Annotated in this window: 16 protein-coding genes; 7 read left to right on the top strand and 9 right to left on the bottom strand. The window is 33.8% G+C overall.

Annotated features, from left to right (window positions below; translation table 11 throughout):
- The 5 genes from E0F91_RS00295 to E0F91_RS00275 are packed head-to-tail and all read left to right on the top strand — an operon-like array spanning position 1 to position 4550.
- Positions 1–639 (top strand): NeuD/PglB/VioB family sugar acetyltransferase, encoded by a 639-nt coding sequence (locus E0F91_RS00295; RefSeq protein ID WP_132064394.1) that lies wholly within the window; start codon positions 1–3, stop codon positions 637–639.
- Between the two features lie 32 nt (positions 640–671).
- Positions 672–908 (top strand): acyl carrier protein, encoded by a 237-nt coding sequence (locus tag E0F91_RS00290; RefSeq protein ID WP_132064393.1) that lies wholly within the window; start codon positions 672–674, stop codon positions 906–908.
- Entirely contained in the window at positions 892–2301 is a 1410-nt protein-coding gene (locus tag E0F91_RS00285) for an AMP-binding protein (RefSeq protein WP_132064392.1), read from the top strand. Before E0F91_RS00290 ends, E0F91_RS00285 begins: the two co-directional genes overlap by 17 nt.
- Entirely contained in the window at positions 2294–3370 is a 1077-nt protein-coding gene (locus E0F91_RS00280; protein ID WP_132064391.1) for a LuxE/PaaK family acyltransferase, read from the top strand. Before E0F91_RS00285 ends, E0F91_RS00280 begins: the two co-directional genes overlap by 8 nt.
- Positions 3270–4550, top strand: a complete 1281-nt coding sequence (locus E0F91_RS00275; RefSeq protein WP_132064390.1) for an acyl-CoA reductase — start codon at positions 3270–3272, stop codon at positions 4548–4550. Before E0F91_RS00280 ends, E0F91_RS00275 begins: the two co-directional genes overlap by 101 nt.
- Positions 4551–4595: 45 nt before the next feature.
- Here the strand turns inward: E0F91_RS00275 and E0F91_RS00270 are convergent, their stop codons facing one another.
- The 5 genes from E0F91_RS00270 to E0F91_RS00250 form a co-directional block, all read right to left on the bottom strand.
- Complete coding sequence (locus E0F91_RS00270; protein ID WP_132064389.1) at positions 4596–5174, bottom strand: PhnA domain-containing protein; 579 nt, start codon at positions 5172–5174, stop codon at positions 4596–4598.
- Between the two features lie 146 nt (positions 5175–5320).
- On the bottom strand, positions 5321–5776 hold the full coding sequence (coaD, locus tag E0F91_RS00265) for a pantetheine-phosphate adenylyltransferase (RefSeq protein WP_073353677.1): 456 nt from the start codon (positions 5774–5776) through the stop codon (positions 5321–5323).
- A gap of 246 nt (positions 5777–6022) precedes the next feature.
- Positions 6023–6241, bottom strand: a complete 219-nt coding sequence (locus E0F91_RS17900; RefSeq protein ID WP_132064388.1) for a DUF5615 family PIN-like protein — start codon at positions 6239–6241, stop codon at positions 6023–6025.
- Entirely contained in the window at positions 6238–6462 is a 225-nt protein-coding gene (locus E0F91_RS00255; protein ID WP_132064387.1) for a DUF433 domain-containing protein, read from the bottom strand. The genes E0F91_RS17900 and E0F91_RS00255 overlap by 4 nt, the downstream gene beginning before the upstream one ends.
- A gap of 42 nt (positions 6463–6504) precedes the next feature.
- Positions 6505–7476 carry a D-alanine--D-alanine ligase gene (locus tag E0F91_RS00250; protein ID WP_132064386.1) on the bottom strand — a complete coding sequence of 324 codons (972 nt, stop codon included), beginning with the start codon at positions 7474–7476 and terminating at the stop codon, positions 6505–6507.
- Between the two features lie 217 nt (positions 7477–7693).
- On the opposite strand from E0F91_RS00250, the gene E0F91_RS00245 reads away from it, so the two are divergent.
- Together E0F91_RS00245 and E0F91_RS00240 are read left to right on the top strand one after the other, a co-directional pair.
- The gene (locus tag E0F91_RS00245) at positions 7694–8320 is read left to right on the top strand and encodes a PASTA domain-containing protein (protein WP_132064385.1); all 627 of its coding nucleotides are present in this window, start codon (positions 7694–7696) and stop codon (positions 8318–8320) included.
- Positions 8310–9350, top strand: coding sequence for an RluA family pseudouridine synthase (locus E0F91_RS00240; protein ID WP_132064384.1), 1041 nt, complete (start codon positions 8310–8312; stop codon positions 9348–9350). Before E0F91_RS00245 ends, E0F91_RS00240 begins: the two co-directional genes overlap by 11 nt.
- Before the next feature lie 133 nt (positions 9351–9483).
- On the opposite strand, the gene cysK is transcribed toward E0F91_RS00240, so the two are convergent.
- From cysK to lpdA, 4 genes are all read right to left on the bottom strand, one after another.
- Positions 9484–10398, bottom strand: coding sequence for a cysteine synthase A (gene cysK, locus E0F91_RS00235; RefSeq protein ID WP_073353671.1), 915 nt, complete (start codon positions 10396–10398; stop codon positions 9484–9486).
- A gap of 5 nt (positions 10399–10403) precedes the next feature.
- Entirely contained in the window at positions 10404–11240 is an 837-nt protein-coding gene (locus E0F91_RS00230; RefSeq protein ID WP_132064383.1) for a serine O-acetyltransferase, read from the bottom strand.
- A 280-nt stretch (positions 11241–11520) separates the two neighbouring features.
- Positions 11521–12306 (bottom strand): hypothetical protein, encoded by a 786-nt coding sequence (locus E0F91_RS00225; protein ID WP_132064382.1) that lies wholly within the window; start codon positions 12304–12306, stop codon positions 11521–11523.
- 329 nt (positions 12307–12635) lie between these two features.
- Positions 12636–14024 (bottom strand): dihydrolipoyl dehydrogenase, encoded by a 1389-nt coding sequence (lpdA, locus tag E0F91_RS00220; protein ID WP_132064381.1) that lies wholly within the window; start codon positions 14022–14024, stop codon positions 12636–12638.
- Between the last annotated feature and the right edge of the window lie 291 nt (positions 14025–14315).

Genomic DNA, 14315 nt, shown 5'->3' with positions numbered 1-14315 from the left:
ATGCAAAATCTAATTATAATCGGTGCTGGAGGATTGGGTAGAGAAACGTTGCAGTGGGCGAAAGATATTAACAAAAATAATCTGCAATGGAATATTTTGGGTTTTATTGATGATAATCAAAACGCTCTAGAAGGATGTAAATGCAGTCATCCTATAATTGGAACAATTAAAAATTGGACACCTAAAAAAGAAGAAGTTTTTATTTGTGCTATTGCAGCTCCACAACTAAAAGAGCAAATGGTAGTTTTGCTAAAAAATAAAGGAGCCAAGTTTACAAATATTATTCATCCAACTGCAATAATTGGCGACGAAAACGAAATAGGTGAAGGGTTAATTATGTATCCCTTTTCTCGAATTACCGTTAACACAAGAATAGGTAATTTCGTAACTTTACTTTCATCTGGTGTTGGTCATGATGCTGAAATAGGAGATTATTCTACCATTTTTAGTGGTTGCCTAATTACTGGCGGTGCCATATTAGGTAAAAGAGTTACAGTATCGAGCAATAGTGTAATTATTTCACACAAAAATGTAGGTAATGATGCTTTTATTGGAGCAGGTAGTGTGGTGATGCGAACTGTTGAAGTAAATGATCGTGTAATGGGAAATCCTGCAAGAAAATTTGTTCCTAAAATTTAAGACTCAAATTAATAATTTTAAAATAATCAATTATGACTTTTTTAGAAAAGTATTCGAAAGCGTTTGAAGATTCGTTTGATACTAAAATTGAAAATATTGAAGAATTAACCTATCAATCTATCCCTGAGTGGGATTCTATCGGGCATTTGTTTTTAATCTCTAATCTTGAAGAAGTATTTAATATCACCTTTGATTTAGATGATGTTACCGATATGAGTTCTTTTAATAAGGGGTTAGAAATTTTAGAAAAATATGATTTGGGACTTTAAAAGCAAAAAAAGTAGTACAGCATTAATAGATGAAAAAGGCAACGAACTTTCTTATTATGAGTTGGATAAAATAACAAGCGATCTTTCTGAAAAAATAGATAATAGATCATTAATATTATGTCTTTCTAATAATTCAGTTGGTTCAATTTTGGGTTATTTAAGCTTCTTAAATAACAGTCATGTTGCTTACATTTTAGATAGAGAGACTACTATAGAAAATGTTTATTTTCAAATTGAAAAATGGCAACCCTCTTATATCTGGCTTCCAACTGATAGGATTTCTCTATTTGAAAATTTTTCAATAATAACGGAAGTGTTAGACTATTCTTTATTAAAGTTGAATACTAATCCTTTTCCATTACATCCTGAATTAGCATTATTAATTTCTACGTCTGGTTCAACTGGAGATGCTAAACTAATACGCTTAACACATAAAAACATAGTATCAAATACAATTTCTATAGTTGATTATTTAAAAATAAATAAAAATCATAGGTCAATAACTTCGTTGCCAATTGTATACGGGTATGGGCTTTCTGTATTGCACACACATTTATATCAAGGTGCCTCAATGGTTATTACTGCTAAAAATGCATTATCAAAACAGTTTTGGGATTTAGTAAGTACTTTTAAAGTTACTACAATGAATGGAGTTCCTTTTCACTATAATTTTTTCAATAAAATTGATTTTTCAGATTCAAAATACGATTCTCTAAAAATTTTTACTCAGGCTGGAGGAAGATTACCGTTACAATTAAAAAAACAATTTACTGATAAATGCCTAAAAAAGGAAATACAATTTTTTATAATGTACGGACAAACTGAAGCCACAACAAGGATTAGCTATTTGCCGGCAAGTATACTAAACGAAAAAGAATCTTGTATTGGTATTCCTATTCTTGGTGGGAGAATTGAAATTCGCGATGAGGAGAGAAATTTAATAACAACTCCCAATCAAATAGGCGAGTTAGTGTATTTTGGTGAAAACGTTAGCCCAGGATTTGCAGAAGATGGTATAGATTTGGCAGCCAAAGATATAAACAAAGGTGTTTTGTATACTGGTGACTTAGCATCTTTTGATGAAAAAGGTTTGTTCTATTTTGAAGGCAGAAAAAATAGAATAGCCAAATTGCATGGTGTTAGAGTTTCTTTAGATGAAATAGAAAAATTAATACTAGCAAAATTTTCAGAATTGAATTGTGCATGTATATCGAAAGACGAAAAAATGCATGTTTTTATTGAAAACAGTATCGATTTTGGTGATGTAAAGGATTTTGTTTGCAATCAAACAAATTTATCGCCTAACCTAATTATTTTTCATGAAATAGAAAAAATACCCAGAAGTTTACAGGGGAAAATATTGTATAATAATTTAATTGTTAATAATGCTTGACTTAAGTTTTTTGTTAGATAAAGACGCTTTTTCGTTTGATAACATAAGAAAAAGAGCTATTTACAAGGAATTACTACCTCAATTAGTAAAGCATCATTATGATAATTGTCTAGATTATAAGAAAATGCTTGATGTACAATCGTATGATTTATCTATATCTATTTTGGAAGATATCCCATTTTTACCGGTATCACTATTTAAAAAATACGAACTTAAAAGTATGTTAGATTTAGACGTTTATAAAGTTTTAAAATCATCCGGAACTACAGGACAAAATGTTTCAAAAATATATTTAGATAAAAACAACGCTGCCTTACAACAAAAAGTTTTATTGAAAATAGTATCTGATTTTTGTCAAATAACACGCAATCCAATGCTAATATTAGATACATCTGAAACAATAAAAAATCGTTTGAATTTTTCTGCCCGAAGTGCGGCTATTTTAGGTTTTTCTTTGTTCGGTACCGATAAATGTTTTGCTTTTGACAATGATTTTAAGCTAGATCTAAGTGCTGTTAATTTATTTTTAGAAAAACACAGAGGTAAGCAAATTATGTTATTTGGATTTACCTTTATTGTTTGGAAATACCTGTATAAACAGTTAGTAATGCAGGGAATTAAGCTAGATTTAAGTGATTGTATTTTAATTCATGGCGGAGGTTGGAAAAAATTAAAAGACGAAGCAGTAAGCAACACAGAGTTTAAATCTTCGCTAAAAAAGCAAACATCACTAAAAAATATTTATGATTATTATGGAATGGCAGAGCAAACCGGTTCTATATACTTAGAATGCAGTGAAGGCCATTTACACTGTAGTATATTTAGTGAAATAATTATTCGAAACGCAACCGATTTTTCAGAATGTAATATTGGTGAAATAGGAATTGTTCAAGTAGTTTCTTTATTGGCACAATCTTATTGCGGCCATAGTTTACTAACCGAAGATTTAGGGAAACTAATTGGAATAGATGATTGTAAATGTGGTAGAAAGGGGAAATATTTTAATATTACTGGAAGGGTTGAAAAATCTGATGATAGAGGATGTAGTGATACTTATGAGTTTAATTAATAAAAATATACAATTTGTTTCTGGATCAATTTCGATTACAGAGAACATGAATAAGCAAAGAGTTTCTATGCCTTTTTCGGAAGAAACCCTTTTGTTTTTTGATGCACTTAGTATGTCAATACTTAAAACACCCGAAAGCAAGAAATTTTCAGACCTAGTTGCCTTTGCTTTTTGGTGTCGAAAAAAACATCTTTTAAAGTTTAAAAACAGTAAAAACAATCTTGATTCTTCCTTGGGTTTAGGATTATTGTTTCACATTGCCCCCTCAAACGTAGCTTTGAATTTTGCTTATTCTTTGGCGATAGGTTTATTGGCAGGAAATAATAATATAGTTCGTATTTCATCGAAACCATTTTTGCAAGTTCAGTTATTGTTGAAAATAATGAATCAACTTTTAGAGAACGATTTTTTTAGCTTTAGAAGTAAAATTTGCATTGTTCAATATGAGTATAATGCGGAAATTACGGGTTATTTTTCCTCTTTAGCGGATGGAAGATTAATTTGGGGAGGTGATGAAACCATAAAAAATATTAGAACTTCTCAGCTAAAACCAAATGGCATAGATGTTGGTTTTTATAACCGTAATTCAATTGCAATAATCAACGCAGATAATTATTTAGTCCATGAAAATAAAAAATATTTGGCACAATATTTTTATAATGACACTTATCTTAACGACCAAAAAGCATGTTCTTCACCATCAATTATTTTTTGGATAGGAGAAAATAAAAGCGAAGCTAAAGCAAAATTTTGGTCAGAATTGACAGAATTGGTAAATGAAAAGTATAAGATCTTAGCGAATCAAACAATAGATAAACTTGAAAAATTTTATGAGGTAGCGTTAAAATACGAGTGTCAAAAGATAGCTACAAGTAATGAATTGATAACTAGGATAAATTTACTTGAAATAGATCAAGAGATTTTTGACTATTGCTGTGGAAATGGTTTTTTTATTGAAACAGATATTGAAAGTTTAATAGAAATTTTACCAGTCTGCTCAAAAAAACTGCAAACCATTACCTATTTTGGTTTAGATGCCGAAGCAATAAAAAAGACAATTATAGATAATGGTGTTGCAGGTTGTGATAGAATTGTAAAAATGGGTAATGCACTGGAATTTAACACTGTTTGGGATGGTAAAGACTTAATTGATACTTTTAGTCGAAAAATAGTTACTTAATCGAAAAAATTAATCAGTCATTTTTATTGTTGCTAAAAGTAGAAACTACAACTTCTTCACATAAGCAGTAATGATTACAATAGTTTGACCATCTACTTTTCCTTCTATGTATTCCGCATTTTCGTGATCTAAACGGATGTTACGCACTGCAGTTCCTTGCTTAGCGACCATGCTTGAACCTTTAACTTTCAAATCTTTGATTAAAACCACTGAATCTCCTATTTCAAGAATCACTCCGTTACTATCTCTATGAATCACTTTGTTTTCCTCTTCTTCACCTTCTCCGGTTGCTTGAGCCCACGTCAAAGTATCTTCGTCTAAATACATTTGGTCTAATAATTCCTGTGGCCATCCTGAAGCTCGCAAACGACTTAGCATTCTCCAAGCAACAACTTGCACCGCTGCATTCTCATTCCACATACTGTCATTTAGACATCTCCAATGATTTAAATCTACTGTCTCTGGGTTTTCAATTTGGTTAATACAAGTACTGCAAGCCAAGATACTTTCGTCAATTCCACCTTTTTTTGTTGGAAGGACTTCATATACTTTTAGGTTTTCCGTAGCACCGCAAAGTTCACACTTAGATCCACTGCGTTTATTTAATTCTCTTTCTACACTCATATTTAAAGGCTTTTATTTTTGGTGAAAGTACGGCTTCTTGCTTCGTTTCACAAGTAATATGGTTACCGTTTATATATCAAGTCGAGCGCAGTCGAGACCTATCTTTTAGTCTCGACTGCGCTCAACTTGACAAAATCTCTTTTAAATTATTTGACGCGTACTGCTTCTGGAACTAGCATTTCATATTGTCCGTGATTTCTAATTACATCTCTCACAATACTGGAACTGATATAAGAAGTTTTTGCAGCGGTCAATAAAAACACAGTTTCAATTTTTGACAAGCGTCTGTTGGTGTGAGCAATGGCTTTTTCGAACTCAAAATCGGCTGGATTGCGCAATCCGCGCAGTATAAAGTCGGCTTTAATATTTTTGCACAAATCGATAGTCAAACCTTCATAGGTAATTACTGTTACTTTTGGTTGGTTTTTGAAGGTTTCTTCAATAAACCGTTTTCTTTCCTCAAGGGTAAACATGTATTTTTTTTCGGCATTGATTCCAATGGCAATTACGATTTCATCAAATAGTGGAAGGCTTCTTTTGATAATATCTTCATGTCCTAATGTGATTGGGTCAAACGATCCTGGGAATATGGCTTTTCTCATTTATTTTGAAGGTTCTAAGTTTTTGAAGGTTCTAAGTTACTATGTAAAATCAGAAACAAGATATGTTTGTATGAACAAAATTTCAGTCTTAGCGACTTAATTCCTTAGGAGCTTTTTAAAAAATCATTTAATTTCTAAACAAGCGATTTCTAAATACGCATCGGAACTGATAAAATCATTGATAATTGAATTTCTAGAGTTTATTATATCTGCCAGAAAATCGGTTTTTGTATTACCGAAACGCAACTAAATTATTTTTGGGGGATGTCCTTTTAGATTGGATAAATCAAAAAAATCTGCATCAAAAGTTACAATAGAAAACTCATTTTCTTTCGCAAATTTCCATATTTTAACATCTGAATAATTTTCAATTCCAAGTTGTTTTACTTGTTTTACTTCAGGGAAATTGGCTTCAATTTTAGAGATAATTCTAAAAGAAATATTTTGGTCAAATAATAATTTCACGATGCGATTTGAATTTTATGTTCTCTATCGGCAGCATAAGAAAGACAGGCTTTGATTTGGTTTTCATTAAGTTCGGGAAAGTCTTCAATAATTTCATTAGTAGACATTCCGTTTGCCAACCAATTTAAAACATCAAAAACTGTGATTCGTGTACCAATTAAGGTTGGTTTACCAAAACGTATTTCAGGATTTATTGTGATATATTGTTTATAATCAATCATAATGAGTTAGTTTTTTACAAAGTTAACGAAATAATCAGTTATTTAGGTTAATGCCAATTCTATCGCATTAGTAAATAAATCTTCCAGTGAAATTCCAGCGGCTTTTGCTTGTTGTGGAATCAAACTTTCAGTAGTTAATCCAGGAATGGTGTTCATTTCTAACATGTGTGGTTCTCCGTTTACCAAAATAAATTCGCTACGGGAGAACCCTTTCATTTTGAGAACTTCGTAAGCACGTTTGGCTATATCGCTCACTTTTTGAGTCATTTCGTTTGAGATTCTCGCTGGTGTGATTTCTTGTGATTTACCTAAATATTTGGCTTCATAATCGAAGAAATCATTGTCAGAAACGATTTCGGTGATTGGTAAAACAGTTACTTTTCCTTTGTAATTAATAACGCCGACGGAAACTTCAGTGCCGTCAAGAAAACTTTCGATGATGATTTCGTTGTCTTCTTTGTAGGCCATTTCTATCGCAATTGGTAATTCGGCAGCCGTTTTTACTTTTGAAATTCCGAAACTGGAACCCGCTTTATTTGGTTTTACAAAACATGGCAAGCCTACTTTAGCGACAATTTCTTCAGTATTGATAGCATCGCCTTTGTTTAAGTAATAGGAAGTGGCCGTTTTGATTCCGTACGGTTTTAAAACGGATAATAAATCGCGTTTGTTGAACGTTAAAGCCGCTTGGTAATAATCGCAAGAGGTTTGCGGTATATTTAAAAGTTCGAAATAGGCCTGCATCAATCCATCTTCGCCAGGTGTTCCATGAATGGCATTGAAAACACAATCGAAAGTAATTTTTTTATCTGCAACAGTTACTGAAAAATCATTTTTATCGATGGGGAATTCGGCATCATTAGCATCAACATAAACCCATTTCTCTTTGAAAATATGGATTCGGAATCCGTGGTATTTCGTTTTGTCTAGGAATTGATATACGACGTTTCCGCTGATGAGTGAGATTTTATATTCGCTGGAATATCCGCCCATGATGATGGCAATGTTTTTCATTTAGTATCGTTTTGTTCGTAGTTGTTCAAATAAATATAAGGTGTTTTTGACACGAGATTCTAGCCCCGATAGCAGTGAAAATCCTTTTTATCAGCCTTTTTGGCGGATAAAAAGATTGTAACGAATAGCGGGAAATAGCTCCTAAAAGCATTAAACAAAATTATCATTTTTTTTGAAACGAAATAGCTTTATCTTTGCTACAAATAAAAATAAATTTATGAGTTTACGTAAGTATCTTACTAGCCGTGTCTTTCTTGTACAAGTATTGATTGCTTTTGCTATTATTGCCGCTTTAGGCTATTTGTTTATGCATTGGTTGACTTTTACCACAGATCACGGTCACGAAATTTCGGTACCGGATTTGCGCAAGCTTACCGAAGAGCAAGTAGAAGCCAAACTGGATGAATTAGATTTAGATTACGTGCTCTTGGATAGTGTGGATTATAGAAGCGATTTTCCCCAATTTAGTGTGGTAGAGCAAGATCCTACGCCTGGAACAAAAGTAAAAGTAGGTAGAAAAATATATATAAAGATTAATACGTCTGGATTTTCCTCTGTTCGAATTCCGGATTTAGTGAATAAAACATATCGTGAAGCGGTGCCAACTTTGAAAGCTTTAGGACTTGATGAAGGGACAATAACGTATGTTCCTAATCTAGGAAAAGATATGGTTTTAGAAATGCGTTTCAAAGGAAGAAACCTGAAAGCAGGGGACCGCGTTTTGAAATCATCCAAAATTGATTTGGTTTTAGGAGACGGAAAAATGAGTTACGAAGAAGAGGAAAATGCTGCCGATACCCTTGCAGCACCAATAGAAGAAGAAATACCAGTTGATGAACAATAATAGAGATACCATAGATTTAGAAGACGAGTTATTTGAACATTTTAGGTTTGAAGTTCCCAAAGGCCAAGCGTCGTTGCGAATTGATAAATACTTGATGAGCCTTATTCAAAATGCGACTCGGAATAAAATACAAACTGCCGCAACAGAAGGTAATATTTTTGTAAATGATGCTACGGTAAAGTCAAATTACAAGGTAAAAGCGAATGATGTGGTTCGGGTTATGCTCACTCATCCTCCGTATGAAAATCATATCATTCCAGAGAATATTCCGCTTGATATCGTGTATGAAGATGATACATTATTGTTGATAAACAAACTGCCAGGAATGGTGGTACATCCCGGTCACGGTAATTATACTGGAACGTTAGTTCACGCATTGGCATATCATTTTGATAACTTGCCCATGAACAGCAGCGAACGTCCCGGATTAGTGCATCGAATCGATAAAGATACTTCTGGCTTGTTGGTTATTGCCAAAACCGAAGCGGCGATGACACATCTTGCTAAGCAATTTGAAGCAAAAACTTCGGAGAGGGAATATGTAGCTTTAGTTTGGGGAAATGTAACTGAAGATCAAGGAACAATTGAAGGAAACTTAGCACGTCACCTTAAAGATCGTATGCAGATGGCCGTTTTTGCTGATCCAGAAATTGGAAAACCTGCCGTGACGCATTATAAAGTATTGGAGCGTTTTGGATACGTGACATTGATTTCGTGCCAGTTGGAAACGGGGAGAACACATCAAATTCGGGCCCATTTAAAACATATAGGACATCCTTTATTTAATGACGAGCGTTATGGCGGTCATTTGATTTTGAAAGGAACTACGTTTACAAAATACAAACAGTTTATTGATAATTGTTTCAAAGCTTTGCCAAGACAGGCTTTACACGCCAAAACATTAGGTTTTGTGCATCCTACAACCGGTGAGATGATGCGTTTTGATACTGAACTCCCACAGGATTTACAAGATTGTATTGAGAAGTGGAGAGGATATTCCAAATCGCACGGCCCTGACGAAGAAGAGTAAAATAAAAAATGCCCCAAATAGTATCTAACTTTTTGGGGCATTTTCATTTTTTATGTTTTTTTTGTGTTTTTCACAAATGAACTATTATGTACTCAATAATTTTTCGGCATGGAAACTATAAAAAGCATTCTATTTAAACAAACAATCCTTCAATGCTTAAATAATGTTCACCTGTATCATAACAAAAAGTCAATATTTTAGCGTCTTTAGGGATTTCAGCTAATTTCTTAGCTACTGCTGCCAGTGATGCTCCCGAGGATATTCCAATGAACATTCCTTCTTCTTTTGCTGCCCTTTGGGTGTAAGCAAATGCTTCCTCTTTACTCACTTGAATGGTTCCATCTAATAAATCCGTATGTAGGTTTGTAGGGATAAATCCAGCACCGATTCCTTGAATAGGGTGAGGAGCGGGTGTGCCTCCACTAATTACGGGCGATGCTTCCGGCTCTACGGCATAGACTTTTAAGTTAGGGAAATGTTGTTTCAAGATTTCAGCACAACCTGTGATGTGACCGCCAGTACCTACGCCAGTGATCATATAATCTAAGCCATCAGGAAATGCTTTTATGATTTCTTGAGCAGTCGTGGTCTTATGAATAGCAATATTAGCTGGGTTGTCAAACTGAAGCGGTGACCAAGCATTTGGTATTTCTGTTACCAGTTCATTTGCCTTTTCCAGTGCGCCTTTCATTCCTTTTTCACGAGGCGTTAAGACAAATTCAGCACCATAGAGGCTCATGAGTCGGCGTCTTTCTATCGACATCGATTCTGGCATAACAAGTATTAACTTATAGCCTTTAACCGCTGCTACCATAGCAAGTCCAATGCCTGTATTTCCAGATGTGGCTTCAATAATGGTACTCCCTTCTTTGAGTAATCCCTTTTCTTCGGCGTCCTCTATCATAGCCAATGCGATCCTATCCTTGATGCTGGCTCCAGGATTAGCACGTTCTAATTTGATCCAGACATTATGGTCAGTGCCAAATAAGCGATTGATTTTTACATGTGGTGTATTGCCTATTGTTTCGAGTATATTGTTGTATTTCATAGTATTTAAATAGAGAAAAAATTAATGTCTTTTATTTCTTGTTGGTTCAAAACCGTATTTTTATTTGATTGCATGACAAATGAATATGGATTCATACTTTTGGTTATGAATGTATTACCCCCTACAATGCTATGGTTTCCTATAATAGTGCTTCCACCTAAAATGGTAGCATTGGCATATATGATAACATGATCTTCAACGGTAGGATGTCGTTTTTTTTCTTGCATGCTCTTTTCGACTTGCAACGCTCCCAAAGTAACTCCTTGATAAATACTTACATATTTTCCAATTATGGTGGTCTCGCCAATGACAATTCCAGTACCATGATCAATCATGAAAGGAACACCTATTGTGGCGCTAGGGTGAATGTCAATTCCCGTTTTACTGTGTGCGTATTCGGTAAGAATTCGAGGCAGTAAGCAAGCAGTAAGGGAAGCAATCACATTTGCAATTCGATAGACTTCTATAGCAAAAAAGCCTGGATACGAATTGATGATTTCCTGAATGCAATCCGCAGCGGGATCCGTGTCTAATATAGCTTGTGCATCTTTTTGCATGGAAGTATACAAATCTGGAAGTGCAGCATAAAACGCTTCGGCATCATCTAAAATTTGATTCGCTGTTTTATCTTTTACAATCTCCGAAAGTATAGAAATAAAGTTGGCTTTACTTTGGTCTAACATCAATTCGATTTGGATCGTTTCTAATGCTTTCTCAGGAAATAATATTTTGAATAAATCGTCAATCCAATTAATAATTTTAGAAGAATCGATGGCTCTGACCCAATTATTACTTTGACTTTCCTGCAGTATATTCGAAAAGCGGTTATTTTCAGTATTCATTTATTTTGGAATAAAATCTAAATTAAACGAGCAAAAATACTCGAAATACAAAGATAGAGTAGAATTGAATAGTTTCATAACGCTACTTTGTAAATTAATGTTAATATGTTAAATTCCCACAAAAAGTATGAATTGTGTTGCAAATGGTTTTGGATAAAGGTCTTATTTATGAACATAAATCCAGTCAGCATTCATGCGATAGCGCAATAATTAACGCAATTCTAAATCTGATTTATTATTTAAAAATAAGGTAACTGCGGGATTCCATTTTTTATTATTATTACTTAATAAAAAGTCTGCTTTTTGAACTGATGACTTTGTTGTAAAGGATTTCAAAAGCATGCTGTTTGATGAAATAATATCTCTTTTTCGTTTCATTGACCTGATTTAAAGCAGAACGTTTAATACCACGGGCCATTTTAAGTATAGGATCTGTGTTGTCTTCAATTTCGAGTACTACTATCGATTGTACTAGGTCTTTTTTGAGAATGTGCCCCACCATTCCTTGCTCTGTTATCGCTTTCAATTGATTCCATTTTTCTGCAATTCTTAAATTTTGAATGCCATGATAGGTAAAATTTGGTTGTTTATTTAAAAAAGTCTTTTTGAGATCCGAAAGTAAAGAATCGGTGCTGTTTAGTTCCAAACTTAAAGTTTCTACCTTAATAATTGAAAATTGTACCGGATTGTTTTTTTTGAAATATAATATACTGTTCACACTTCGATTGCTACTTTCGATTGCGGTATGCTGTTTTTGGATAGTGAATTGTGGACCAGAAATACCATAACTATGTCTAAAATGTCCCTCATTGCAATACGCGAATACAATAGAAGAGTTACTAAATGATTCTATGCTAAGCGTGACATCATCAAAAAAAGTAAGGCTAACCTGAATCGAGGTAATACCATTTATGAAAGTAATTCCATCAATATTTCCCTTAATCAAATCAGTATTTAAGGTAAGTTTAAACTCGTTGTTGTTTGAATTTAAAACGCCATTAAAAGAGGTTTGAATTTCAGTAAAAACTTCATTTAGTGTTCCAGCATTTAAATAAATATTTTTCATAAGGCGTATATTTAAACCATTACCAAAAATCGACTTGTCTGTTCGACAATTTTGATTTATTCAAAGTACGGAATTAGGTAAGAATATTTTGTTATGTAATTCTGTAGAAAAGTTTCATAATTCTAAGTTAAACTGTTTTTAATTGATTTAGTATTTTGAATATTAGTATGTTATATTGTTTTGTTTTTAGCCAAGTACACAAAGTAAAGAAGTGGCAGTTCAAATGAACTCCTTAATTAAACCTATAAAAAAATCCGATTGGCTTACACCAATCGGATTTGTTATTTTCTTCTAGAACTGCAATAGGGCACTTCTATAGCTGTTTTTATTTACAAGTGAATTACCTCATCATACGCAGCAGCTACAGCTTCCATAACGGCTTCACTCATCGTTGGATGTGGGTGGATTGATTTTAGGATTTCGTGACCAGTTGTTTCCAATTTACGTGCTACAACTGCCTCAGCAATCATATCTGTAACTCCGGCTCCAATCATGTGACATCCTAACCATTCTCCGTATTTAGCATCAAAAATTACTTTTACAAAACCATCTGGAGTTCCAGCAGCTTTTGCTTTTCCTGATGCTGAGAAAGGGAATTTACCAATTTTCAATTCGTATCCTTTTTCTTTAGCTTGTTTTTCAGTCATACCTACAGATGCAATTTCAGGTGTTGCATAGGTACAACCAGGAACGTTTCCGTAGTCGATAGGCTCAACGTGAAGTCCTGCAATTTTCTCTACACAATTGATTCCTTCTGCCGAAGCTACGTGAGCTAACGCTTGTCCTGGTGTAACATCACCAATGGCGTAATAACCTGGAATGTTAGTTTGGTTGTAGGCATTTACCAAAATTTTATCTTTGTCAGTAGCGATTCCAACTTCCTCTAATCCGATGTTTTCAATGTTGGTTTTGATTCCAACAGCCGATAGCAAAATTTCTGCTTCTAGAACTTCTTCTCCTTTTGCTGTTTTTACAAATGCTTTAACTCCTGCACCAGTCGTATCAATTCTTTCTACTGATGAGCTTGTCATAATTTTGATTCCAGCTTTTTTCAAAGAGCGTTCCATTTGTTTCGAAATGTCTTCGTCTTCAACCGGAACTACATTTGGCATGAATTCTACAATCGTTACATCGGTTCCCATCGAATTGTAAAAATGTGCAAATTCAACTCCAATCGCTCCCGAACCTACAATAATCATTGATTTTGGTTGCGTAGCTAAAGTCATTGCTTTACGGTAACCGATTACTTTTACACCGTCTTGTGGTAAGTTTGGTAACTCCCGAGAACGTGCTCCAGTAGCAATGATGATATGGTCTGCACTGTATTCAGTGACTTTATTGTCTTTGTCAGTAACGTCAACTTTTTTTCCTGGTTTTAGTTTTCCAAAACCGTCAAGCACATCAATTTTATTTTTTTTCATCAAAAATTGAACTCCTTTACTCATGCCGTCAGCCACTGAACGACTGCGTTGAACAACTGCTGAAAAGTCTTTGTCAAAGGAGGAAACCGTCAATCCATAATCAGCAGCGTGTTTAAGATAATCAAAAACTTGCGCTGATTTCAGTAATGCTTTGGTTGGGATACAACCCCAATTCAAGCATACGCCACCTAAGTTTTCTTTTTCTATTACGGCTACTTTAAAGCCTAATTGTGATGCTCTAATAGCTGTAACATAACCACCTGGACCACTTCCTAAAACTATAATATCGTATTTCATTTTTTTTGATTTTATTTGAATAGTTGTAAAAATGAATTCGTAAAACCCATTTTATTTTAATAACTGTTGTTTATTTTGTTGGTGCTGAAATTTGCAAAAGCGCACTTCATCGTATGTATTTTTCTTTTTTAATTGACTGGGCGAATTTAAGAATTTATTCTGTTTTGAGAAAGTTTCAAACGACAAAGTTTAAATAGGGCCTTTTTCTAAAATTAAAAACTGTAAATAGCGATTTATTAAAGTTTCAACGTTCAAAAGTCAGTGTTACCACTACCCAATTTTTTAAATTTT

The organism is Flavobacterium sandaracinum, from assembly GCF_004349135.1.
Taxonomy (GTDB): domain Bacteria; phylum Bacteroidota; class Bacteroidia; order Flavobacteriales; family Flavobacteriaceae; genus Flavobacterium; species Flavobacterium sandaracinum.
The sequence above is the reverse complement of the archived record's forward strand: the minus strand, read 5'-3'. Positions and strand labels throughout refer to the sequence as shown.